Source organism: Zoogloea sp. GDB6 (assembly GCF_056724105.1).
The window spans coordinates 4,997,258-5,021,528 of record NZ_CM161497.1 but is presented as its reverse complement, the minus strand read 5'-3'; the positions used below and the strand labels follow the sequence as shown (position 1 = coordinate 5,021,528).

The 24,271-nt window shown below is 67.3% G+C and carries 19 protein-coding genes; 10 read left to right on the top strand and 9 right to left on the bottom strand.

Features of this window, described 5'->3' with window-relative positions:
- Positions 1-26 precede the first annotated feature (26 nt).
- Positions 27-2,324 (bottom strand): CRISPR-associated endonuclease Cas3'', encoded by a 2,298-nt coding sequence (locus tag AC1PQG_RS22885; protein WP_481120036.1) that lies wholly within the window; start codon positions 2,322-2,324, stop codon positions 27-29.
- 64 nt (positions 2,325-2,388) lie between these two features.
- Positions 2,389-3,366, bottom strand: coding sequence for a helix-turn-helix transcriptional regulator (locus AC1PQG_RS22880; protein ID WP_481120035.1), 978 nt, complete (start codon positions 3,364-3,366; stop codon positions 2,389-2,391).
- 186 nt (positions 3,367-3,552) lie between these two features.
- On the opposite strand from AC1PQG_RS22880, the gene AC1PQG_RS22875 reads away from it, so the two are divergent.
- The 4 genes from AC1PQG_RS22875 (at position 3,553) to AC1PQG_RS22860 (ending at position 9,574) form a co-directional block, all read left to right on the top strand.
- Positions 3,553-4,329: a 3-hydroxybutyrate dehydrogenase gene (locus tag AC1PQG_RS22875; protein ID WP_481120034.1), complete on the top strand. Its 777-nt coding sequence runs from the start codon at positions 3,553-3,555 to the stop codon at positions 4,327-4,329.
- A 243-nt stretch (positions 4,330-4,572) separates the two neighbouring features.
- Positions 4,573-6,417, top strand: coding sequence for a nitric oxide reductase activation protein NorD (locus AC1PQG_RS22870; protein WP_481120033.1), 1,845 nt, complete (start codon positions 4,573-4,575; stop codon positions 6,415-6,417).
- 296 nt (positions 6,418-6,713) lie between these two features.
- A complete protein-coding gene (locus AC1PQG_RS22865) occupies positions 6,714-8,111 on the top strand; it encodes a cytochrome-c peroxidase (protein ID WP_481120032.1) in 1,398 nt (465 codons plus the stop codon).
- A 38-nt stretch (positions 8,112-8,149) separates the two neighbouring features.
- The gene (locus AC1PQG_RS22860) at positions 8,150-9,574 is read left to right on the top strand and encodes a hypothetical protein (RefSeq protein WP_481120031.1); all 1,425 of its coding nucleotides are present in this window, start codon (positions 8,150-8,152) and stop codon (positions 9,572-9,574) included.
- A 12-nt stretch (positions 9,575-9,586) separates the two neighbouring features.
- On the opposite strand, the gene AC1PQG_RS22855 is transcribed toward AC1PQG_RS22860, so the two are convergent.
- Positions 9,587-10,402, bottom strand: a complete 816-nt coding sequence (locus AC1PQG_RS22855) for an EAL domain-containing protein (protein WP_481120030.1) — start codon at positions 10,400-10,402, stop codon at positions 9,587-9,589.
- A 206-nt stretch (positions 10,403-10,608) separates the two neighbouring features.
- On the opposite strand from AC1PQG_RS22855, the gene AC1PQG_RS22850 reads away from it, so the two are divergent.
- A complete protein-coding gene (locus AC1PQG_RS22850; protein ID WP_481120029.1) occupies positions 10,609-12,357 on the top strand; it encodes a serine hydrolase domain-containing protein in 1,749 nt (582 codons plus the stop codon).
- On the opposite strand, the gene AC1PQG_RS22845 is transcribed toward AC1PQG_RS22850, so the two are convergent.
- Entirely contained in the window at positions 12,330-13,217 is an 888-nt protein-coding gene (locus AC1PQG_RS22845; protein WP_481120028.1) for a LysR family transcriptional regulator, read from the bottom strand. The two genes, AC1PQG_RS22850 and AC1PQG_RS22845, sit on opposite strands and share 28 nt — an antisense overlap.
- 123 nt (positions 13,218-13,340) lie before the next feature.
- On the opposite strand from AC1PQG_RS22845, the gene AC1PQG_RS22840 reads away from it, so the two are divergent.
- Entirely contained in the window at positions 13,341-13,940 is a 600-nt protein-coding gene (locus tag AC1PQG_RS22840; protein WP_481120027.1) for a cysteine hydrolase family protein, read from the top strand.
- A gap of 61 nt (positions 13,941-14,001) precedes the next feature.
- On the opposite strand, the gene AC1PQG_RS22835 is transcribed toward AC1PQG_RS22840, so the two are convergent.
- Positions 14,002-14,328, bottom strand: a complete 327-nt coding sequence (locus AC1PQG_RS22835) for a DUF1840 domain-containing protein (protein ID WP_481120026.1) — start codon at positions 14,326-14,328, stop codon at positions 14,002-14,004.
- Positions 14,329-14,458: 130 nt separating this feature from the next.
- Here AC1PQG_RS22835 and rarD point away from each other — a divergent pair, with 130 nt between their 5' ends.
- The 4 genes from rarD (at position 14,459) to AC1PQG_RS22815 (ending at position 17,436) form a co-directional block, all read left to right on the top strand.
- The gene (gene rarD / locus AC1PQG_RS22830; RefSeq protein WP_481120025.1) at positions 14,459-15,352 is read left to right on the top strand and encodes an EamA family transporter RarD; all 894 of its coding nucleotides are present in this window, start codon (positions 14,459-14,461) and stop codon (positions 15,350-15,352) included.
- 57 nt (positions 15,353-15,409) lie between these two features.
- Positions 15,410-16,327 (top strand): ROK family protein, encoded by a 918-nt coding sequence (locus AC1PQG_RS22825; RefSeq protein ID WP_481120024.1) that lies wholly within the window; start codon positions 15,410-15,412, stop codon positions 16,325-16,327.
- 5 nt (positions 16,328-16,332) lie between these two features.
- Complete coding sequence (locus tag AC1PQG_RS22820; protein ID WP_481120023.1) at positions 16,333-17,004, top strand: MOSC domain-containing protein; 672 nt, start codon at positions 16,333-16,335, stop codon at positions 17,002-17,004.
- Between the two features lie 93 nt (positions 17,005-17,097).
- Positions 17,098-17,436, top strand: coding sequence for a hypothetical protein (locus tag AC1PQG_RS22815; protein WP_481120022.1), 339 nt, complete (start codon positions 17,098-17,100; stop codon positions 17,434-17,436).
- Positions 17,437-17,442: 6 nt separating this feature from the next.
- On the opposite strand, the gene AC1PQG_RS22810 is transcribed toward AC1PQG_RS22815, so the two are convergent.
- From AC1PQG_RS22810 to AC1PQG_RS22795, 4 genes are all read right to left on the bottom strand, one after another.
- Complete coding sequence (locus AC1PQG_RS22810) at positions 17,443-17,754, bottom strand: hypothetical protein (RefSeq protein ID WP_481120021.1); 312 nt, start codon at positions 17,752-17,754, stop codon at positions 17,443-17,445.
- Between the two features lie 180 nt (positions 17,755-17,934).
- Positions 17,935-19,860 carry a PAS domain-containing hybrid sensor histidine kinase/response regulator gene (locus AC1PQG_RS22805; RefSeq protein ID WP_481120020.1) on the bottom strand — a complete coding sequence of 642 codons (1,926 nt, stop codon included), beginning with the start codon at positions 19,858-19,860 and terminating at the stop codon, positions 17,935-17,937.
- Complete coding sequence (locus AC1PQG_RS22800) at positions 19,857-21,149, bottom strand: cyclic di-GMP phosphodiesterase (protein ID WP_481120019.1); 1,293 nt, start codon at positions 21,147-21,149, stop codon at positions 19,857-19,859. The genes AC1PQG_RS22805 and AC1PQG_RS22800 overlap by 4 nt, the downstream gene beginning before the upstream one ends.
- A gap of 53 nt (positions 21,150-21,202) precedes the next feature.
- Positions 21,203-24,091 (bottom strand): ATP-binding protein, encoded by a 2,889-nt coding sequence (locus AC1PQG_RS22795; protein WP_481120018.1) that lies wholly within the window; start codon positions 24,089-24,091, stop codon positions 21,203-21,205.
- Positions 24,092-24,271 lie beyond the last annotated feature (180 nt).

Here is a 24,271-nt window from a genome sequence, read left to right as displayed (position 1 = left end):
CCGGGGTGATTTCGATTGGAGAGGGGTCAGCACACAAGGCGGCTGGGTTCGACCGGAAGGCTGTCGTCGATCAGACCAGTGGCATCGTCGTAGAGCAGATCGTTGGTTTGCACATACAAACCGGGTATGGCGAGGGCGATATCCCCTTGACGGAGCAGGCGGGTGGCTTCCTTGTCATGGATATTCACCACGTAGCGCTGCAGCTTGCGCATCAACCAGCGTTCGGGGCCACTCTTGGCGAGGGTGGCGAGCAGCATGCCGACGGTGTCGTCGTCCGGGGCGTGGCGGTAGCGCACGATTACGCTGGCAGTGTCGGCGTCGTCGATCAGGCGGAAGCGGTCGGCGGCGCTGCGGAAGGCGATGGTGACTTCGCGGGCGTTTTGCGTCAGCAAGTCGCCGATACGCTGTTTGTCGGTGTCGGCAGCCCGGTAATAGGTGCGGAAGTAGGGCTCGAAGAGGCGACGATCCAGTGGATCGGTGGCGATGCCGTGCAGGGTGCTGACGCAGGCATCGGCGGCTTTGCGCATCAGGCCGGCGGGGGGCGCCTCGGGCGGGACGAAGAGGAACACTTCGCCCAGGCCATCGAGGAGGCCTTCCCGGTTGCAGCGACCGGCGGCCTGGGCGAGGGAGTCGAGGCCGGCCAGCGCACGGAAGACGACAGGAAAGTCCAGGTCCACGCCGGCCTCGACCAGGCTGGTGCTGACGACGCGTAGCGGCCTGTCGTCGGTGCCGGAACGCCGCGTTCTCAGGCGTGCCTTGATGTCTGCGATCACGTGGGCCTTGTGGGCGCCGCACATGCGATTTGAAAGATGGACCGTGCCGGCCGGCAACAGGTGGTGCAGTTCGCGGGCCTGATTGCGGGTATTGACGATGGTGAGGGCGCAGTCGTGCTCGGCAATGCGGTTCGCCACGGTATTCCAGGGTGTTGGCATCGCGAGATCGGCTGGCAGGTGTACGCGGACCCGTTTCAACTCGGCGAACAGGGTGTCGGGGTCGGCGATGATCGGGCGGATGTCGTCCAGGCCGCGTAGGTTGTTGTCGAAGTAGCGGGTCGTGCCGAGGGCGGGCTGGGTGGCGGTGCACAGCACGACCGTGACGCCGTAGTGGGTGACGAGCAACCGCAGCGTATCGAGGATGGGCTGCAGGAATTCCGGTGGCAGCTGCTGGGCTTCATCGAGCACGATGACGCTGCCGACCAGGTTGTGCAGTTTGCGGCAGCGGGAGGTGCGGGCGGCGAACAGCGATTCGAAGAGCTGGACGTTGGTGGTGACGACCAGCGGGGCGTCCCAGTTCTCGCAGGCGAGGCGGGAGCGCGGGGTTTCGTCCCGCTCGTCGGCTTCGGCCTGGCTGTGATGTTCGACGACGATGTCGCCAAGGTCCGCGAAAACCTCGCGGAAGATGTCGGCGGTCTGCTCGATGATGCTGGTGTAGGGAATGGCGTAGATCACGCGCCGCTGGCCATGGTGTGCCGCATGCTTGAACGCAAAGGCGAGGGACGAGAGGGTTTTGCCGCCGCCGGTCGGTACTTCGAGGGAGAAGAGGCCGGGCGGCAGTGTGGCGGCGCTTCGGCAATCGGCGAGAGCGCGGGCGCGCAGGGTATTGACCCGCGTCGTGGGCGCACTGGCTGCCTTGCGGGCGAGATAGGTGTCGCAGGCTGCCAGGAGTTCGGGAAGGGCCGGGAAGCCGCTGCGCTTGGCCGCCTGGTTGGTATCCATGAAACGTTCGGTGTCGAGGAAGTCGGCGTCCACCAGGCAGGAGAACAGCATGCGGATCCACAGCGCGAGGCCGGCGCTGCCGCCCGGAACGTCGTTCAGTTTGGGGAGTTCGGTGGGGGGCGCGAGGATGTCGTCGGGGGCCTGCGCCAAGGCTTCGGTGTATTCGGTGAGGCTTTCCTCGGTGTCGAGGCGGAACGACAGGCCCGCATGGGGGCCGTCGTCGTGCCAGTCGGCGAGGCCGGCGTGGTGTCCGGCGATCAGGTAGGCGAGTACGCGTGCGAGGTAGCTGCCGGTGCGTCCGCCGAGTCGCTCGAAGCTGGCCAGCGCATGCAGGGCGCCGGCCGCCGAATGGGTCTTGTCCTTCGACGGCACGCGGCCTTCGATGTGGGCGTCGGCGCAGTCGCGGATATAGCGCTGGAAGCCTGGGCGATATTTGCCCAGGTCGTGCCACAGGCCGGCCAGGTGGGCCCAGTCGGCGGCGCCGAAGCGTTTGGCGCTGGCGGCAGCGCCCGCAGCGACCTGCCGGAGATGTTCGGCCAGTTCGTGGACGCGGGGAGTTCCGCCGTTGTCGGCGCAGTGGGCCAGCAGAATGTCATCCGGAAATGTCATGTCTTGTTTTTCCTGCGGTGCGTTGCTGGGGATTGTCCCGGACGTCATGCTCAAAACCTGATCATCACGAATTGTTCCTCCCCGCCATTTCATGCTCCCGTCGGACGGCCTCGCGCAAAGCCGCAGGTTCGAGCACTTCCACGTGGCGGCCGTGGCGCAGGATGTCCATCAGCAGTTCGGGTTCCTGGCTGTAAGGGATACGCAGTTCGTAGCCGCCGTCGTCGAGGAGGCGCCCTTGCTGGTCGGGGTGCCATTTCTCGGTGGCGACCCAGCGGCTGCGTTCGGCGCTGAAGCGCAGCACCGCCCATTCCACGTCGGCACCGGCGAAGATGCCGTAGCCGCTGCCGAGTACCCGGTCGAGGGTGGCGTCGTCGATGTCGCGCGCCGGCTGGTCGAGGATTTCCGCGCGGCGGATGGCGTCCACCGCGAAGCTGCGCAGTTCGCCGCGGAGGTGGCACCAGGCATCCAGGTACCAGTTGTCCCGGTAATGGATGAGGCGCTGGGGCGAGGTTTCCCGGCGCGTGAGCTGGTCTTTGCCCCGGGCGTGGTATTCGATGACCAGGCGCCGGCGGCGCAGGGTGGCGGAGGCCACGGCCTGGAAGTGTTCGAGGCGGAAGCTGCGAGCGCCGACGGTCTGGATGCGGATGCGCCGGGCGACCTCGGTGGCGGAGTCGTCGGCGCTGCCGAGGATGTGGCCGAGGCGGGTTTGCAACGGGCGGATATGCGGGCCGAGCAGGCCGCCGGTGTCCAGGTTGGCCAGCAGGTATTGCATGGTGAGGAGGGCGTGGATTTCCTCGGCGGTGAACCACAGGCCGGGGAGTTCGAACTGGGGGCCGAGCTGGTGGCGGTCGTGGGTCAGGCGGTAGCCGCCTTGTTCGCGGTCGAACTCGACCGGAGCGCCGAGCGCGTCGCGCAGGTCTCGTATGTAGCGGGTCAGCGTGGCGCGCGAGATACCCAGTTCGTATTGCAGGTCATTGGCCGGGATGGCCCGGCGATGACTGAGAAGGCGTAGCAGTTGGTGCAGGCGGTCGTTTGAAATCACTCAAGTGCTCGCATTGGGCATATGTTGAACGCGTGTTTGATCATAGCCATGCGCATGCTGTTGGCTTGTGACGCGGGACGCCCGGTGGCTGTGAAGTGGTTGGCAAATCACCGCTGCGCTAGCATCCATGCCTGACGGGTGCATTCGCCCCGCATGCAATCGACAACACAACAGAGGAGAGTGGTAATGCTTGCAGGCAAGACGGCGTTGGTGACGGGTTCCACTTCGGGTATCGGGCTGGCGGTGGCGCGGGCCCTGGCGAAGGCCGGGGCGAAGGTGATGCTCAACGGTTCGCGTCCGGCGGCCGAGGCGCTGCGTGCCGAACTGGCGGCCGAGGCCGGCGTGGAGGTGGGTTACACGCCGGCCAATCTGGCCGATCCGGCTTCTGCGCAGGCTCTGGTGGAAGCCACCAGCGCGGCCTTCGGTGGCCTGGATATCCTCATCAACAACGCCGGCATGCAGCACGTAGCGGCGGTGGATGCCTTTCCGGACGAAATCTGGGACCAACTCATGGCCCTCAATGTATCGGCGGTGTTCCACACTACGAAGGCGGCGCTACCGGGGATGAAGGAGCAGGGCTGGGGGCGTATCGTCAATATCGCCTCTGCCCACGGCATCGTCGCGTCGCCGTTCAAGGCGCCGTACACGGCCAGCAAGCATGCGGTCGTCGGCTTCTCGAAGGCGGTGGCGCTGGAGGTGGCCGAGCAGGGCATCACCTGCAACGCACTGTGCCCGGGCTATGTGCGTACACCGTTGATCGAGAAGCAGGTGGTCGACCAGGCGGTCGTGCATAACCTGCCGGAAGACCGGGTGATCCGCGAGGTGATCCTCGCCGCCCAGCCGACCAAGCAGTTCGTCGAGGCGGAGGAGGTGGCGGCCTTCGCGGTGTTCCTGTGCTCCGATGCGGCCAAGTCGGTGACTGGCTCGGTGCAGCTGATCGACGGCGGATGGACAGCGCGCTAAACCTCGCTGTGCCCTGGCTGGGCGCTCCTCAGTGGAGGCGGTTTCATTCGCCCTCGGCTGGTTGGCAAGCGCCGCGGGCGAGTGAGTCCGCTCCCTCGAGTAGCCCCAGCGGCGGTGTGCGCCGGAAATTGAGCCAGGACAGGGACGCGCCGCCGGGGTGCCCCGTACAGTCGGGGTCGTCCCGGTTTCCTGCGCCGTCGTATCGACGTCGGGAGCCGGTGGCAGTCTTGGCGGAGGGCGGACATGGAAGAGTTTGTCGGTGGCTTGTGGCACCGTTTCATCACGCGGGCGGCGACGCGCACGTACCCGCAGGCGGCGGTGCGGCTGGCGGACATTGAACGCAGCGCTGGCATCCTGTTCCGCGCGCTGGGTGGCGATCCGGGCCTGCGTGTGGCGCCGGCCGCCGAAACCGAACATGGCGCGCGGCGCGGCTGGCTGGCGCGTATCGCCCACACCGGCGAGAAGACCGCCCACGCGGCGCGGGACGCCGAGACCCTGCGCCTGCCGGCGGAGATCGCGCTGTTCCCCGAGCGGATGCTCAACCGTGACCTCTATCTATGGCTGATCGCCCAGGGGGCGGCGCTGGGTGAGGCTGATCTGTCCGCCAACAACTGGATCGTCGCCAACCAGCAGGCCAGCGCGGCCACGTTGGCGGCCTTTCCGGGCTTTGGCTCGCGTTATCGACGGCTGGTGGAGGCGATCACCGCGGAGCGGCCCGAGCCGCGCAAACTGCCGGCCGATGAGGCGGCAGTGGAGACGGCGATCCGGCGCGCGTTGGCCGAGCCGGGCAGCGTCGCCGCGCTGCCGTCCGCGCGCCGTCCACCGGTACCGGTGGCCCTGTGGCTGTATCCGGCGCCGGTAGCCATCGATCGTCGCCAGAACGAGGCCAATCCGACGCCGGCCGAACAGCGGGAAAGCGGCAAGACGGAGGATGCCACCGAGAGACGCCGCCAGGCCCAGCGGGAGGACATGCCGGATGGCCGCAACGGCCTGATCCTGCCCTTCCGTGCCGAGAGCCTGCTGTCCTTCGCCGAATACGTGAAGGTCAATCGTGGCCATGAGGAGGGTGACGGCGAGGACGCGCCGCGGGCGGCCAGCGAGATGGACAAGATCGCGGTGGCCCAGGACGGCCACGACACCGCCTCCAAGGTGCGTTTCGACTTGGACCTGCCGTCCGCGGCGGCCGACGACGTGCCGCTGGAAAGTGGCATCCTGCTGCCGGAATGGGACTGGAAGAAACAGGTGCTGAAGCGTGACATGTGCAGCGTGGCGCTTCTCGATCCCCGCGACGCGACGCCCGGCCCCTTGCCTGCGCATCTGGTACGCCCGGCGCGGCGCCTGCGCCGCCAACTGGAGGCGCTGACCCCGGCCAAGCGCTGGCTGAAGAACCAGCCCGACGGCCCCGAGTTGGATATCGATGCCTGCGTGCGCGCCTTCGCCGACCGGCGCACCGGCCACGTTGCCGCCAGCAGTGGTGGTTATTTGTCCTGCGAGCGTCGCGAGCGCGACCTGTGCTGCCTGGTGCTGGCCGACCTGTCCTTGTCCACCGACACCTGGGTCAGCGACGAGCAGCGCGTCATCGACGTGATCCGCGACAGCCTGTGGCTGTTCTCCGAGGCCCTCGGCGCCACCGGCGATCCCTTCGGCCTGTACGGTTTCTCGTCGCGGCGGCGCGATCACATCCGCTTCCACCGCATCAAGGATTTCGGCGAGAAGGTGGATGACCGCATCCGCGGCCGTATCGGCGCCCTCAAGCCGGGCTTCTACACCCGCATGGGGGCCGCCATCCGCTACGCCACGCAGATCCTCGCCAAGCGGCCGGAGGCGCTGCGCCTGCTGCTGATCCTGTCCGACGGCAAGCCCAACGACGTGGACCACTACGAGGGCCGCTACGGCATCGAGGACACCCGCATGAGCCTCAACGCCGCCCGCCAGGAGGGCGTGCGGCCGTTCTGCGTGACCATCGACAAGGAAGGCCAGGGCTATCTGCCACACCTCTTTGGCCCGTCCGGCTACACCATCCTGCGCAATCCGGCCGAACTGCCGGCCCGCCTGCCCAAGTTGTATGCCCAGCTGACGGCCGTTTGAGGTCTACCCCAGGGATGTCGTGCTTACGACGACTCAATTCGTTGTGTAGTTAATAATACAACGATGATTTTCCATGCGATGCCGTTCGGTATCGCTGGAAGTGCCGCGCCGCGCCCGGCTGCCGCTGCGGCATGAACCGTCTTCACCAAATTACGCCTGTTTCTCTCCCCGTATCCCGGAGGCCGGTACGGATATTGCCTTCACTATCCTTGCATTGTTCTGACAGGTTTTTGTGACTGTCGTTATGTAAAGAAAAATATAGTGAATTGCCGTCCACGGGGCGGCAGGGAGTCGATATGCGGAAATGGTGGATTGGCGGCGCGCTGGTCGTAGCGCTCGTTGTGCAGCTTGCGGGCTGCGGTGGGGGAAGTGGCAGCGGCGCTGATGGGACATCGGCGGGAACATCGACAAGAGCCGACACGGGTACGACAAGTGGCACGGCGACGGATCTGGATACGCCGCTACGTGCCTACCTGGCCAGTAACGGCGTCGTCGCCCCGGCCGAGCCGGCGGTTTCCGACGCCTTGTACAACCTGGGCTCGGTGCTCTTCCAGAGCACTCTCCTGTCCGCTACGCGTAGCGTGTCCTGCGCCAGCTGCCATCCGATCGGCAATGCCGGCCTCGACAACCTGGTGCTGTCCATCGGCATCAACGGCAGCGGCACGCCGCCCAACCGCACCGGCTCGCCGCTGATCCACCGTAACGCGCCGGACCTGCTCAACAAGGTGGTCGGCAATCCGCGCTTCATGTTCTGGGACGGCCGGGTCAGCGTCAGCAATGGCGTCTATACGAGCCCGGCCGGCGCTGCGCTGCCCGCCGGGCTTGGCAGCCTGGCCGCGGTCCAGGCCCTGTTTCCGCTGCTGTCCCGCCCCGAGATGCTGGGCTACAACGACCCCGCCGACGCCAACGAACTGGCCGACCTGAACCCGGCGGGCGCCACGGTGGAGCAGGACCCGCTGCCGGTGTGGAACGGCATCATGGCTCGCCTGCGCGCCGACACGCAGATCGCTGGCCTGCTGCAGCAGGCCTACCCGGACACGCCGCTGTCCGCCATCGGCATTGCCGCCGTCGGCAACGCTCTGGCGGCCTTCGAGTCCCGCCGCTGGTACGCCTTCGGCATCAAGACCTATTTCCACGGCTACATGGCCGGCGTGCTGGACATTCCGGACAGCGCCAAGCGGGGCGGGCTGCTGTTCTTCGGCAAGGCCGGGTGCGCCGCGTGCCATGGCGGTCCGCTGCTCAGCGACCAGATATTCCACAACCTCGCCGTTCCGCAGATCGGCCCCGGCTTTGCGGCCGGCGCTGCGATGACGCCGCCCCACGACCTGGGGCGCTACGGCGTCACCGGCAGCGACGCGGACAAATACGCCTTCCTGACCCCGTCCCTGTGGGAAGTGAAGAACACCTGGCCGTACTTCCACAACGGGGTGTTCGCAACGCTGGAAGAAGCGGTCCGCCACCACCTGGACCCGGCCGCCTCGGCGATGGCCTTCCGCTGCAGCGACGCGCTGCGCAGCGGCGGCAACGTGCTGCCGTGTCAGGACAGCACGACCGCGCCGGCGCTTTACGCCGACCTGGTGGCCCGCCTCGACCCCGCGCTGAAGAGTCCGCCGAGGCTCAGCGACAGCGAATTCGCCGACCTCATTGCCTTCCTCAACCAGCTCACCAACGGCAGCAACAACTCGGTGCGCTGAGGCCCATCACCCACCTAAAATCAGAAAGGAGTCATCCCGTGAACCCGTTTTCGATCCGGACCTTGATCGTGCCGCTGACCGCCGCCGTCTTCCTCAATGCCTGTGGGAGCGGCGGTGGTGGCGGGGGTAGCAGCACGCCGCCGAAGCCGTCGGCGTCCTTCGACATCAAGCAGGGCGGCACCCAGAGCCTGATGCCGACCGATCTCACCACCGCCCAGGACCCGACCAATCCGGCCAACAGCCCGTCGGGCTCGACGCCCTATTTCCAGGCCCGGGCGGGGATCACCGTCACCGACCTGAAGACCCTGATGAACGACGCGACGACCTTCCCGGCCGTCGAGAACCCGGTGCTGGTCACGGTCGGCAGCGACACCTACAAGGGTTATCGCCTCGCCGATGTGATCGTGCGGGCTACCCGATTCCGCCCGGCCGACTACAACACCGGCGCCTTCGGGGCGACGACGGCCATCATCGCGGTCGGCCTCGACGGGCGCATGTCGGCCTTCTCGTTTACCGAGCTGATCCGCACCGGCAACGGTGACAAGACCATCGTTGCCTACGAGAAGAACGGCAGTGCGCTGCCTGACAGCGAGGGCAACATGGAGGTGATCGCCGGCAACGACACCGACCCGGCCCTGCGCAAGACGCCGCGCCTGGCCGAACTGCACGTGCGCAACGATTTCGAGGCCACCAGCTACACGCTGGCGTCGGCGGCCAGCGCACCGGCGCTGCAGCCCGGCGACATCGCCTTCCAGGTCGGCGGTGACGTGGCCACGCCGATCACCGTGTCCGCCGCCACGCTGTCGGCCACCTCGTCCCAGGGCTATTACGCGGTGGACCGCATCGGCAGCAAGGCGGCCAGCGCCTTCTCCACCTACTACTTCCAGGAATACGGGCCGCGCCACATGAACTACTGGTTCGGTCAGGGCATCCGCCTGACCGACGTGCTCGACACTGCCGGCCTGGCCTATCCCAACGAGAAGAACCGCTGCTTCGTGGTCGTCAAGAACGCCAACAACCAGCACGCCACTTTTTCCTGCGGGGAGCTGTACAACTCGAAGGTCGGCGTCGGCGACGGGCTCGCAGGGGTGGGCAACCGCGGCCGCTCGAAGGGCGTGCTGCTGGTCACCGACGACTTCCGTCAGGGCACCGGCAACAACATGATGATGACTTGCTGGAACGACCTGGGCACCTGCACCAAGAGCAACGCCGGCGATGCATTGGGCTACACCGCGGCGATGGATGCCAACGGCGACCGCATCAACTACCAGTTCATCGCGCTGGTCTCCACCGAAGACAAGCTGCCCTTCATTCCCTTCGGGCGCTGGTACCCGATGCCGTCCAACTGCGCGAGCCTCGTGTGGAAGTGCAATCCGTGGATCGATGTGGGCGAGCGTCTGCAGCAGGGCATCAAGTCGATCACCGTCGTCTATGCCGGTGGTAGTGGCAGCATGGCCCATTGAGCCCGCAAGGGCTCAGTGCACCAAGGTGCCCGTGGAGGCGGGAGCCGGCACGGGCAGGCGGGGTAGCCGATGCTGCGCGTCGAGGATGCCGCTGACCCCGCGGGACAGCTGGCGGAAGGGCTCGGTGGACGGCCGGCCGAGCAGGAAACCCTGGGCGAAGACACAGCCCAACGCGTTGAGGGCGGCCAGCTCGCGGGCGTCCTCGACGCCTTCGGCGACCAGCTGCACGCCGAGCCGCTCTGCCCGTTCGAGGCAGGCCGCCACCTCCTGCTGGCGCGGCAGGTTGGTGTGGATCTGGCGGACCTGCAGCGGGCTGAGCTTGATGAAGTCGGGCTGCGGCGCGCCGCTGTCCGTAGCCGGTGAGAGGCGATCGAAGGCCAGTCCGACGCCCTGCGCTGCGATGGCCTGCAGCGTGGCGGTGAGGCGGCTGAGGTCGTCGTCGGGCTGCTGTCGCAATTCGATGACCAGCCGGTCGGGCGTCAGCCCGGCGTTGGCCAGCAGCTTCGGCAGATCGCCGCTTTCCGCGTGGTCGGCGACCATTGCCATGCTCAGGTTGATGAACAGGCGGCCGGGCAGCTTGGCGTTCACGAAAGCGGCGACCGCCAGGCACGTGGCCAAGCGCTCCAGCTCAAGACCCAGGTTGGCTTCGCGGGCGACGCGCAGTAATTGCTCGGGGGTGTGCAGCGGGGAGGCTTCCGGGCCGCGCATCAGTGTTTCGTAGCCCAGCACGGTCCGCCGGCGGAGATCGAAGATCGGTTGAAAGACGAAGCTGAGGGCTTCGCTGGCGAGCAGTTCACGGAGGTGAATGATCAGACCGCTGAGGTACATGGTGGCGGGACGGCACGGCAAAACGTAATACCGCCATTGTGGTCAGCGCTTCACGCCATTTGAATTAAGCTTTTGTGACGCTTCATGGTGTGCGTGCCGGCCCTTGATGGTGGGGTGTGAAATACGCTAGGGTCATTGCTTTGTATTCCAAAGGAATTGACGGAATGGCTTTACGTGGATCTCTCCTGCTCAGGGTGGGAATGTTTTTGACATCAATCCTGCTGCTGGCCGCATGTGCGGGCGCACCGTCGCGTCCGCCGGCGCTGGCGCGCAACGATGATGCGCAGGTGCAGGACTATGCGACCCGCCTCATCGAGTACGAAATGCGCCAGCAGTCCATCGTCGGCCTCAGCGTCGCCGTGGTGGACGACCAGAGGCTGCTGTGGGCGCGGGGTTTCGGTTTTGCGGACAAGGAAAAGGGTGTGCCGGCGACGCCGGATACGCTGTACCGGGTCGGCTCCATCTCCAAGCTGTTCACCGACACGGCGGCCATGCAATTGGCCGAGCAGGGCCGCCTCGACATCGATGCGCCGCTGGCCCGTGCGCTGCCGGGCTTTTCGATCCGCAGCCGCTTTGCCGATGCGCCGCCGATCACCCTGCGTGGCCTGATGACCCATCACGCCGGCCTGCCGCGGGACTACCTGAAGGACTTCTTCACCGAGACGCCGCCGCCCTTCACCAGCGTGATTCCTCTGCTGGCCGACACCGACACGGCCTATGCGCCGGGCACCGTGCTGTCCTATTCCAACCTCGGCATCACGCTGGTCGGCGCGGCGGTGGAGCGGGCGGCGGGCCAGCCCTTCGCCGACCACCTGCAGCGGTCCCTGCTGGCGCCGCTGGGTATGGCCGAGGCGTCCTTCAGCGCCGCGCCGTCGGCTTCGCCGCTGATGGCCCGTGGCTACCATAAGGGCCGCCTGCGGGACGAGCCGGCCTTGCGCGACGTGCCGGCGGGTGGCCTGAACGCCAGCGTGGCGGATCTGGCGCGCTTCGTGTCGATGGTCTTTGCCGATGGTCAGGCTCGCAGCGGCCGTGTGCTGAAGGCGGAAACCGTGGCCGAAATGCTCCGTCCCCAGAATGCGGACGTGCCGCTGGACCTGGATGGCCGTGTCGGCATCGGCTGGTTCATCGGCCGGCCGCCGCTCAAGCATGGTGGCAAGGTCGTGCTCCACGGCGGGGCGACCTACAACTTCCATTCGGCGCTGGTGGCCTTGCCGGAACACAAGCTGGCGGTGGTGGTGCTCAGCAACAGTGCCGGCTCGTCGGCAACGGTGGACCGGATCGCCACCGAAGTGCTGTCGGTGGCGCTGGAGGCCCGCAGCGGCTTGCGGCCGCCACCCGCCACGGAGCCCGCGGCGGCTGCGCCGCTGGCGGAGGCCGAGGTGGTCCGCTGGGAAGGGGACTACGCCACGCTGTTCGGGCATGTGCGGGTGGAGCGCCGCGGCAACGCCCTGACCGCCGATGTGCTGGGCACCCGCCTCGACCTGGAGCCGCGGGCCGACGGGCGCCTGGGGTTGGGCTACCGCCTGTTCGGCCTGTTCCCGATCGGCCTCGGCGAGATCGGCCAGTATGGCATCAGCCGGCGTACCGTCGCCGGGCGGGAAGTGCTGGTCGGCGAGCGCCTGGGTGCCGAGGCGCTGGTCGGCGAGAAACTGCCGCTGCCGGTGCAGCCCGGCTGGGTCCGGCCCTACCTGGGGCGCTACGCGATCAGCAACCAGGGCAAGGATGTCCCGCTCTTCAAGGAGATCCGTGTCCGCGAGAGCAATGGTTATCCCTTGCTGGAGGTACAGGTCCTGGAAGGGCCGCCGGTACGCCAGGTGCTGCTGCCCCAGGGTGAGGACAAGGCCCTGATCCTCGGGCAGCTGGCCGACAGCGGCGAGACCGTGCATTGCCGGAAGGCCGACGCCACCGTGGCGTGCCGTTTCGCCGGCTACGTGCTGACCCGCGTCGGCGACTGAAGCTCGCCGCGGAAGGTCGCCGCATCGTTGGCGAAGCACTCGGCCAGCCAGTCGGCGACCGCCGCCACGCGGGCCTGCTGGCGGGCATCCGGATGGACCAGCAGCCAGATCTCCCGGCTCAGCAGCGGCTGGGGGCCGGACAGGCGCTGCACGCCCGGCTCCGGATCGGCCAGAAAGCACGGCAGGATGCCGCGGCCGATGCCACCAGCGATGGCCCGCATCAGGCCTCGAATGTTGCCCGAGCGCAGGCGGATCCGGCCGTTGCCGCGCAGGCTTTCCAGGGCCTGCATCTCCGGCGTGTGGGCAAGGTCGTCCAGGTAGGCGACCCAGTCGTTCGCCACCTCACCGTCCTGGCTGGCCGAACCATAGACCGCGAAGCCACTGTCGGCCAGCTTGCGGATCAGGAAATCGCCCCGCGTCGGGCGGGCCAGACGGATCGCGATGTCGGCTTCGCGGCGGGCCACGTTGAGGTTGTCGTTGCTGGCGATCAGCTCGACGCTCAGGTCCGGGTGGCGGGCGTACAGGCCGGCCAGCCGCGGCGCCAGGTAGTCGCCGATGAGGGTGCCGACCGCAGTGACGCGCACCAGGCCGTTCACCGCGCCGGCACCGGCTTCCGCCACACGGAGCAGGGCGATCACGTCCTCCTCGATGCGCCCGGCGCGCTGCAGCACGTCGGTGCCGACGGCGGTTGGCTGCCAGTGTCCGTCACCGCGTTCGAAGAGGGCTGCGCCCAGTTCTTCTTCCAGCGCACGCAGGCGGCGGGCGACGGTGGTCTGGTCCACCTTCAGGCGGCGGGCCGCGGCGGCGAGGGTGCCGGCCCGGCCGATCTCGACGACGAAGCGCAGGTCGTCCCAGTTCATGGTGGGTTTCCGATCGATGCGAAGGCCTGCATTTTTGCAGGAATGAGCTGCGGATGTGTCGATTTACGCAGGTATTCCAGCGGCCTAAGCTCGCTCCACCTTTAATCGTCCTGGAGAAAGTCCATGTCCGCTCCCTTCCTGCTCCGCCAGATCGCCGGCAAATCGATGACGCCGCCGCAATTGTCCGAAACCACGCTGATCATCATCGACGCGCAGAACACCTATCGCGGCGGCACGATGGAGCTGACCGGTATCGAGCCGGCTCTCGATGCCTGCGCCAGGCTGCTGGCCCGTGCCCGCCGCCTGGGCGTGCCGGTGATCCACGTGCAGCACGACGCCGGCCCCGGCAGCCTGTTCGACATCCGCGCCGAGATCGGCGCCATTGCCGACAAGGTCGCACCGGTGGACGGCGAGCCGGTGGTCGTGAAGCGCCTGCCGAATGCCTTCGTCGGCACCGAGCTGGATGCGTTGCTGAAGGAAAAGGGCGCAAAGAACCTGCTGATCATCGGCTTCATGACCCACAACTGCGTCAACTCCACCGCCCGCGGCGCCTACAGCCTGGGCTACGGGGTGACGGTGCCGGCCGACTGCACGGCCACCCGCAGCCTGCCGGCCCTCGGTGGCGGCGTGGTCAGCGCTGAAGATCTGCAGGTCTCGGTGCTGGCTACGCTGGCCGACATGTTCGGGGTCGTCGTGGCGAGTGGGGAAGAGATTCCGGATTGATGCAGGGCCCGGGGGCTGGCAGACGCAGCCCCGTCGGCTCCCCGTTGGGGCGGTCTTGCGGTCAGACGCCCCAGGTGACCGGCACCTTGTCCTTCAGCGAGCGTTCCAGCAGTTCGAGCAGCGGTACCGCGCGCTGGAAGAAGCTCACCCCGCCGCCACCGGGCTTCACGTCCTGTTCGTCCTCATTGTCGTCGTTCTTGTCGGTCTGGCGCGTCTTGTCGGCGGCGATGGCGGCTTTCAAGGTGTCGATGGCGGCCGGCAGTTGCTCGACGGTGAAGATGCCCTTGGCGTCGTCCTTGTCCTTGCCGAGCACTTCCAGCATCTCCTTGCCGTTCTTTCCGAACATGATCACGTCGCCGCTGGCGGGGGATTTGAAGATGATCAACATGGTCTTGCCTGTCTTTCGGATTGGAATGGCGCCATTGTAGGCGTGCCGCCGCGTTGCGGCGGAAAACCCCAAGGGTGCGGCGCAGCAGGCGGTGCTACCGTGCGGTCTTTCCCTGCATACGATTCTTCCCGTGGATAAAGGCAAGACCCTCGCCGGCATCGGCTTCGGCCTCGGTGCCTACGGCATCTGGGGCTTCTTCCCGCTGTTCTTCCGTCAGCTTGGCCATGTGGCGCCCCTCGACCTACTGTGCAACCGGGCGGTATGGGGCTGCGTGTTCGTCAGCCTGGTTCTTACTGCGCGTCGCCACTGGGCCAGCACGCTGGTGGCGGCGCGGCGCCCCGGTACGCTGTGGCGCCTGACGCTGGCTGCGCTGCTGGTGGGCGCCAACTGGCTGGCCTTCCTGTGGGCGGTGGACCAGCGCCAGGTGGTGGCCTGCAGTCTGGGCTACTTCCTGACCCCGCTGGTCAATGTGCTGCTCGGCATGCTGGTGCTGAAGGAGCGCCTCAACGCCAAGGAATGGGGCTCGGTGGCGCTGGCGGTGGCTGCGGTCGGCAACGAGTTCTTCACCCTCGGCAGCCTGCCGTGGATCTCCCTGTTCCTCGGCGCCAGCTTCGGCCTCTACGGGTTGGTCCGCAAGCAGGTGGCGGTGGATGCGATCTCCGGGCTGTGGCTGGAGACCCTGTCCCTGATGCCGCTGCTCGGCGCCTATACCCTGTGGCAGGCCGCCCACGGTCATGGCGTTCTGACCGGTTTCGACGGGCTCACACAGGTGTTGCTTGTCGCAGCCGGCGGGCTGACCGCGCTGCCGCTGATGCTGTTCGCTGCGGCAACCCAGCGCCTCAACCTGGCCACCGTGGGCATGCTGATGTACATCAACCCGACGCTGCAGTTCCTTACCGCGGTGCTGATCTTCGACGAGCCGCTGCAGCCGGCCCGCCTCGGTACCTTCGGGCTGATCTGGGCCGGCCTGCTGCTGTACAGCTGGAGCGGATGGACCAAGTACCGCCAGGCCAGGCCGGCCTGAGGACGCATCGCGGGCTATCATTCGCCCATTGTTTGTCATCTCCCGCGGAGCTTCCCCTTGCGCATCGGTATCGACCTCGGCGGCACCAAGATCGAAGTCATCGCCCTCGACGACGCGGGCCACACCTTGGCCCGGCGCCGCGTCGCCACGCCGCAGGGCGACTACGCGGCTACGCTGCAGGCGGTGGCCGGGCTGGTCGAGGCGGTCGAGACAGAGCTCGGCCAGCGTGGCTCCGTCGGCATCGGCACGCCTGGTGCGGTATCCAAGGCCAGTGGGCTGATGAAGAACGCCAACTCCACCTGCCTGAACGGCCAGCCGTTGCCGGACGACCTGCGCCGCCTGCTCGGCCGCGAAGTCCGTACCGCCAACGATGCCAACTGCCTGGCCCTGTCCGAGGCGGTGGATGGCGCGGCGGCAGGGGCTGAGGTGGTCTTCGCGGTGATCCTCGGCACCGGCGTCGGCGGTGGCATCGTGGTCCGCGGGCAACTCCTGTCAGGCATCAATTCGATTGCCGGCGAGTGGGGGCACAATCCGTTGCCCCTGCCGGCAAGTGCTGATCTGCCGCTGCCAGCCTGTTATTGCGGGCGGGCCGGCTGCATCGAAACCTACCTGTCCGGGCCGGGACTGGCGGCGGACCACTTGCGCAGCGGAGGCGCCGCGCTGGCGCCGGAGGCCATCGTTGCCGCCGCGCTGGCTGGCGATGCCGACTGCGAGGCCAGCCTGCAACGCTACGAGGAGCGTCTGGCGCGGGCGCTGGCCGGCGTCATCAACATCCTCGATCCGGACGTGGTCGTGCTTGGTGGTGGCCTGTCGAACCTGGGCCGGTTGTACGAGCGGGTGCCGCAGCGGTGGGCGCAACATGTTTTCTCCGACACCGTGGCGACCCGCCTGTCCCCGGCCGTCCATGGGGATTCGTCGGGCGTGCGCGGGGCGGCCTGGCTATGGCCGGTGGCCGGGCAAAGCTGGGAGAGATAATTTTCGTGAAAGCCGTCGTCGATTCCGTTTATACCGGCCGCCTGCGCGCCTTGCCGCCGGAGGGGCAGCAGACCGGCATCTTCAAGAACGCTGTCGCGGGACGCGTGGCGGTCGGCCCGGAAGGCCTGGCTGGCGATGCCCAAGCGGATCGCCGGGTCCATGGCGGGCCCGAGAAGGCTGTGCATTACTATCCTGCCGAACACTATGCCGGGCTGGCGGCGGAGGTGCCGGAGCGGGCAGGCTTGCTGCACCCTGGCGCCCTCGGCGAAAACCTGTCGGCCTGCGGGCTCACCGAGCAGAACGTATGCATCGGCGATGTCTTCGTGCTGGGTAGCTGCCGTCTGCAGGTCAGCCAGCCGCGCCAGCCGTGCTGGAAGATCAGCCACAAGCTGGACCACCCATCCATGTCCCGGCTGATCGCTGCGAAGGGTTGGACCGGCTGGTATTTCCGTGTGCTGCAGGAAGGGGAGATCGCAGCCGGCGACGTGCTTGAACTGATCGAGCGGCCGGCGCCGGAGTGCAACTTGGCGCGCCTGTGGGTGGTCTGCCAGCAGCACCGGGCCGACCCGCGGGAACTGCAATTGCTCGCTGCCGCAGCGGGCCTGAACGAAGCGTGGAGCCGACGCCTGCGCGAGCGGGCTGCCTGGCTGCTCAGCCAGGAGGTGCCGCCCTGTTGAATCAGGGGCCAAGGCTTGCTTCTGCTGTCTGCTCGGCTAAAACGATAGACAGGCTGGCAACGATGCCAACCTCAACAGAGAGCGATTACAAAAATGGGATTCCTACCGACGGCGCTGAGCTGCGCCACCCTCTGCCAAGGAGCCTTGCTGGGGCGCCTGTGGCTGGCCCACGCCGATGTGGTGCAGCGCATGCACTTCCTCGGCAGCCGTCTCGTCGTGGGGACGGCGGAAAACCGTCTGCGCGCGCAGGCGTTGAACCGGGACGATGTGCTCGATGAGCGCGATCGCGTCACCCACCAGGCCCGTCTCGACCTGCTCCTCGAGGCGGGGGCGGAAGGCTGGGCGACGATCTATCGCAACTACCTGGACGAACTGACTGCCGCCTACCTGTGCTGTCTGCGGGGTCAGGCGGTGCCGAAGATCGGCTTATGATGCACGTCAGCGCAGCGGGAAGACCAGCGGCGGCACGCTGACCACTACCGACGGCCGGCTCGGGTAGGCATACACCGGCTGCGGCGCGTAGATGATCGGACGTTCATAGACGACCGGCGGCGGTGCCACATAGACGGGCTGCGGTGCGTAATACACCGGGCCGTAGCCGCGGCCGCCGTGATGATGATGGTGGCCGCGCCATTCTCCGCGGTGGCCCCAGCCATGGCCTTCGCCGCGGTCGGCGCTGGCGGTGGCAGACAGGCCCAGGCCGGCAATGCCGATCAGGGCAGCGGTGATCCATTGGCGGGTATTCAGCATGGTTTTCTCCTTGGCGCGCCCGCGGGAGCGCGGTACGTTTCAAGGATAGCCGCTGGCCTTGCACCGTCCTTGCATGGCTTTGTAAGAAAATTTATGCGCCTGCACCGTGGCCTCCAGCGAAGAAACCCAGCATTCGCGGGGCTTCTTGCCGTGGCGGGCCGATGCAGCCCGGATGCCCGCTTACACTTCCTCGGGCGGTTTGATTGCCAGGCCGGCACGGTAGGCGGCGATCAGGGTCTGCCGCCAGCGCTCGATGGCCGCCGCCAGTGCGTCGCGGGCGATCGGCTTGATCACGTAGTCGTCCATGCCGGCGGCCAGCGCATCGCGGCGCTCCTCCGGCATCGCGTCGGCGCTGACACCGATGATGTAGGCCTTGTAGCCCTGCTCGCGCAGTCTGCGGGTGGCAACTAGACCGTCCAGACGTGGCATGCGGGCATCCATGAAGATCAGCTCGTAGTCGGCCGTGGCACAGCGGGCCAGCGCGTCCTCGCCGTCCTCGGCGAAGGCCACATCCTGGGCGCCGAAGCGTTCCAGCATGCGCGCCAGCACGGTACGGTTGATCGGGTTGTCCTCGACGACGAGGATGCGCGTGTTCTTGCGCAGGATCACGCGCGGCGCGTCGGGGGTGTGGGCTTCCTCGCCGACGCCGGTTTCCAGTTCGGCGGTGAACCAGAAGCGTGAGCCGGCACCTTCCTGGCTGTCCACGCCGATCTGACCGCCCATCAGCTCGCACAGCATGCGGCAGATCGCCAGGCCGAGACCGGTGCCGCCGTAGCGGCGGGTGGTGGACATGTCGGCCTGCTCGAAGGGCGTGAAGATGTGCGCGCACTTGTCCGCGGCGATGCCGATGCCGGTGTCGCTGATGGTGACGCGCAGGCTGATCCGGCCGGGACCGAGCGGCGCAGAGGTGGCATGTACGCCGATCTGCCCGTGGGCCGTGAACTTGAAGGCATTGCCGACCAGGTTCATTAGGATCTGGCGCAGACGGGTCGGATCGCCGACCACCACACGCGGCACGCTGTCGGCAACCATCGCGGTGAACACGATGGATTTTTCCGCGGCGCGGGCGCGGAACAGTTTCTCCACGTCGGCGACCAGCGGGCGCAGGTCGAAGCCGATCTTCTCGAGGCTCAGCTTGCGGGCCTCGATCTTCGAGTAGTCGAGGATGTCGTTGATGATGCCCAGCAGTGCATCGCCACTGCTCTGGATGGTGGCGATGTATTCCTGCTGCTCGGGTGTGTGCGGTGACATCTCGAGCAATTGAGCCATGCCGATGATGCCGTTCATCGGGGTGCGGATCTCGTGGGACATCATCGCCAGGAAGTCGCTCTTGGCCCGATTGGCGGCGTTCGCCGCATCGCGGGCGGCGATCAGGGCCTGCTCGGCCTTGTGGCGCTCGGTGACGTCGGTGATGCAGAACACCCGGCCGATGACCTCCTCATCGTGGCGGGCCGGCCGCGAGCTGGCCTCGAAGATACGGCCGTCGCGCAGTGGCAGGATGTCGAAGGTCTCCTTCAGATCCTGGCTGTGGCGGGTCAGCAGCGCGTGCAGGTCGGTGCCGCTTTCCACCGCGTCGGCCATGTACTGCAGGATCGCATTGTCGTCGTGGCGGGCGAGGAGTTCCTCGGGCAGGTTCCACAGGCGCGCCAGGCGCCGGTTCATGTTGGTGACATGACCGTTGCGGTCGAGCACCAGGATGCCGTCGGCAGTGGCTTCGAGCGTCGCCCGCAGGCGCGAGGCCATCAGCGCGAGTTCGTCCTCGGCGCGTTTCTGCGCGCCGATGTCGGTGGCTCTCACCAGGATGCCCTCGGAGATCCGCCGCACCGTCTTGCGTGCCGATAGGAGGCTGTCGTCGGCGCGCCGGTAGAGGCCTTCCATGACCTGATCCTCGGTGCCGCCGCCGGCCCGCATCTCCTCCCAGAAGAACAGGTCGGTCAGTGCGCATTCGATGTCAGTGATCGACTGGCCGGGCAGGCTGCCGGCCGGATAGCCGAGCAGGCGCGAGGCGGCGGGGTTGGCGGCCAAGATGACCAGGGACTCGGGGTCGACGAGGAGGAGGATCTCTTCGGCGGCGGCGAACAGCAGGTCCTGGTAGCGTTCGCTCATTGCCGGCGTCCCTTGCGCGAGTCGGAGTCGAAATAGTAAGTCACGCGCTTGCGCGGGCTGAGGTATTCATAGACCTCGGGCGGAAGCTGGATCGGGCGCAGGGCCTTGGCGATGTTGATGTCCGGCTCGTCTTCCAGGTCGAGCAGGATCGCTTCGTCCTTCGGAATGCTGGGGTCGTAGACTGTGACCCATGGGCGTAGCGGCTTGGCCGGGTTTACCGAGGACACCAGCGCCAACGCGTCGTTGGACAGCTTGACCACGGTGCCCGGCGGATAAACGCCGAGGCAGCGGATCATCACCTGCAGCACCTTGCCGTCGAACTTGGCGCGGCGCTGGGCGAACATCAGCGACAGCGTCTCGTGGGGCGTCATCGCTTTGGCCAGGTCGGGCGGATTGCACAGGTTGTCGTAGTAATTGACCAGCGACACGATGCGCGCCAGCGGATCGATCTGGTCGCCCTTGAGCTTGTTGGGATAGCCGCTGCCGTCGGACAGCTCGTGGTGCTGGAAGATGATGCGCAGCACCGGTTCGGGCAAGCCGAGCTGCTTGCCCATGCGCAGTCCGTACTCGCAATGAAGCTGGCGCAGGTTGCGTTCCGGTGTGGTGAGTTCCTGGCGCGGCCGTGCGATGCGGTCGGGCACGTCGCTGAGGCCAACATCGTGGAGCAGCGCGCCGACGCCCAGCAACTGGCAGGCGGGCCGGTTGAAACCCAGGTCCTTGGCCAGCATCATCGACAGGATCGAGGTGTTGAGGCCATGGAAGTAGGTTTCCTCGCCACCGGCGTGTTCACCGATCACGTGCAGCGCTACATCGGGTTGGTCGAGGAAGGCGGTGACCATCTGATTGACCAGCTCGTCCACTTCCTCCAGGCATTCCTTTGGGCGGGCGAACAGGTTCTTGTTGATGTTGCGCATCACGCCGGCGGCCTTGACCAGGGCCTTCTCCACCTCGACGACCTGGCGCTTGCGCTGGGCCAGGCGGGCGATGCGCTCATGCTTGCTGGCCAGCGCGGCGTTGGTGGCCACATCCTCGACGGGGGGCGTGGCGGGCGGCACCTCCACTGGCAGCGTCGTCACCATGCCCCGCGGCAACACGTCCGAGCGGTCCGGGTCGTAGCGGAAGTGCTTCAGACCCAGTGTGCGCAGGGTCTGCAGCTGGTCGGCGCTGCGGATCTTGAAGCTGTTGAAGCTGAACGGGTGGCTGAACCAGGGCAGGTCGATATGGATGAACAGCCCTATGCAGAGCTGGTCAGGGGTGACGACGAAATCCTGGGACGGGGTGTCTGGCATCGGAGGTCAGGCGGCGGACGGTTTCTGCTATTTCGGCCGGCAAATGACGAAGTTTAGCTGCCCTGCGTATCAGTGGCGCTCGCGTCCGGCAGTTCGGGCCGTTTTTCAAGCCAGCGCAGCAGCGCGCGGAACAGCAGGTCCGGGTCGGCGGGCTTGGCGATGAAGTCGTCCATGCCGGCGGCGCGGCAGGCCAGCCGGTCTTCCTCGAAGGCGTTGGCGGTCATCGCCAGAATCGGCGTGTGGCGGTGGGCCGGCAGCGCGCGGATCGCACGGGCCGCGGCGAGACCGTCCAGCACCGGCATCTGGATGTCCATCAGGATCAGGTCGTAGGCCGTCCTTTCGGCCAGGCGCACCGCTTCGGCGCCGTCCTCGGCCAGGTCGGCGGAGAGGCCGAGGACTTCGCGCAGCAGCTCCAGGCCGACCTCCTGGTTCACCCAGTCGTCCTCGGCGAGCAGGATGCGCCGCTCGCTGAAGTGGGCGCGCAGTCGCTGTTCGGCGTCGGTGCCGTCCGGCAGCGGGGTTTCGGCGGTCTCGGCGGTGTGCGTGGTGCGGCGTACGCGGCACGTGAACCAGAAGGTGCTGCCTTCGCCGGGCCGGCTGGTCACGCCGATCTCGCCGCCCATCAGGCGCACCAGGCGCTGGCAGATCGTCAGCCCCAGGCCGGTGCCGCCGAAGCGGCGGGTGGTGGAGCTGTCGGCCTGCTCGAAGGGCTGGAAGATGCGCTGCTGCGCGTCGGCGGGGATGCCGATGCCGGTGTCGCGGACTTCGAAGCGCAACAGGATGCCGTCGGCGTCCTCGCCGCTCTGTGCGACGGTCAGGGTGATGCTGCCATTCTCGGTGAACTTGATCGCATTGCCGACGATGTTGAGCAGCACCTGCTGCAGGCGCAGGGGATCGCCGAGCAGCGCCTGGAGGGCCAGCCCAGGTGCCAGGACCACGTGGAATTGCAGGCTGCGAGCCGCTATGTCGGCACCGACCAGGTTGTCCACATTGGCGATCACCGTTTTCAGCTGGAAGGACACTTCCTCGATCGGCAGCCGCTCGGCGTCGATGCGTGACAGCTCCAGCACGTCGTTGAGCAGTTGCAGCAGGTGGCCGGCGGCGCGCGAGATGCGGCCGAGGCGCTCGCGCTGGTCGGGGTCGGCGTTCTTGCGGCTGAGGATGTGGGTGAGGCCGATGATGGCGTTCATCGGCGTGCGCAGCTCGTGGCTCATGTTGGCCAGGAAGCTGCTCTTCGCGCGGTTGGCGGCTTCGGCGGCTTCCTTGGCGATGGACAGGTCGGCGGTGCGGGCGGCGACCAGTTCCTCCAGGTGGTCCCGGTGGCGCGCCAGTTCCGTGTTGGCCGCCGCGATGTCCTGGGTCTGGCGTTCGACGCGGCGCTCGATGATGGCCGTACGGCCGGTCATGCCCAGCATCAGGGTCTGCAGCAGCGTCGCGAAAAGCAGGCCGACGACGCCGACGCCCCAGGCGATCCAGGGCCGGTTGAGGGCTAGGTAGTGGTCATCGGCGAAGACCCGCAGCGACCACTCCCGGTCACCGGCGTGGATCTGGCCGCTCCATATGGCGCGGGTGCCCGTCGCGTCGATGGGCGCATCGGGGCGGTCGAGGCGCAGTGGCCCGTGGCTGCCGGCGGGATCGACGAGTTCCAGGTGCAGCCCAAGCGGCAGCCCGTCGCCGGTAGCTACAGCGACCAGCTGGTCTATCTTGATGATCGCGACGGCGAAGCCGCGCAGCGGGTCCGTTGTGACCGGCTGTTCTCCGTGCCCATGGACCGCGGCGAGCGCCAGCACGGCGATCCGGTCGGCATTGTCCTGGACCAGCTTCAGGGGCGCACTGATGGAAATCCCGGCGTCCCGTTCCCGGCTGCGGTGTACCGCGTCCCGGCGCACGCTTTCGGAGGCGAGATCGAAGCCCAGGGCGAGGCGGTTCGGGGGCGCTGGCGAGATGTAAGTCACCGGCACGTAGGCATCGCGCCGCGAGGCCGGGATGCGCTGGCCCTGCGCGTTCTTTTCGTTGATGCCGAAGTCGGCATCGTGCAGGCGTTGCTGCATGGCGTGTTCGAAGCTGGAGCGGTTCGCGTCGAGCACGTAGGCATTGAAGCTGAAGGCCGACAGGTCCGGGTTGTCCTGCAACGTGGACAGCGTGAAGGCCTCGAACTGGGTGGGGCCGATGTCGGGTGTCACTTCGAGCAGGCGGCGCAGCGACAGCAGGGCTTCCCGGTGGGTCTGCAGGCGGTCCTCGATGCGTTTCTGGATCTGCGCCCCGTCGGCCTCCAGGCGGTGCTGCTGGCTGTTCTGTTCCCAGCGGGCGGTGGCATAGATGGCGATGCCGACGAACAGCATGGTCAGCAGCATCGGTGCGGTGATCTGCCGTCGGCGGGTCTGCCACAGACGGTTGGAGCGGATCAGGAAGCACAGGCACAGGGGTGCGAAGGTCAGCACGCCGAGGGTATCGCCGATGAACCAGTTCCACCACGCAAAGGCCAGCTGCGGCGTGGCCATGACTTGCAGCAGCGCCAGGCTGCCGACGCCGACCGAGGCGGAAACCAGACAGGACAGCGGGCCGCCGATCAGCAGGAAGTGCAGCACCATCCGCTCGTGCTCCAGTGCATGCCAGCTGTTGCCGCCCCAGCGCCGCACCAGGGCCTGGCCGAGCCAGGCCTGGGCGGTGGCGCCGCAGGCGATCAGGTTCGCCGCGACGGCCGTCCGCGGATCGAGTGTGTGGTTGAGGAAGGCCAGGCTCAGGTTGAGGCTCGCCGAGCCGAGCCAGATCCCCGGCAGTGCGCTGCGGCCGAAGCACAGGGTGGCCGCCAGTGCCAGGCCGGAGGCCGGGAAGATCGGGCTGGCGTAACCCGGCGCGATCGCGAACAGCAGTCCGAGCCCGCCGAGGAACAGGTAGCCGGCGGCAACGAGCAGGAGTCTGCTGGGCGTGGCGTTCAACATCTTCGGACAGGGGCCACGACGGAGGCGGCGGATCAGCTGGCCGGAAAAAACCGGCCGGAAGTGGAAAATGTACTACTTAAGGCATAGGCATGGGTATGCGCGGTGCCGCCCTGCAACATGGATTCACATTGCCTGCTATGCTGCGGCGCTCCCTTCCCCGACCCCGTTGTCCCTGCTCCG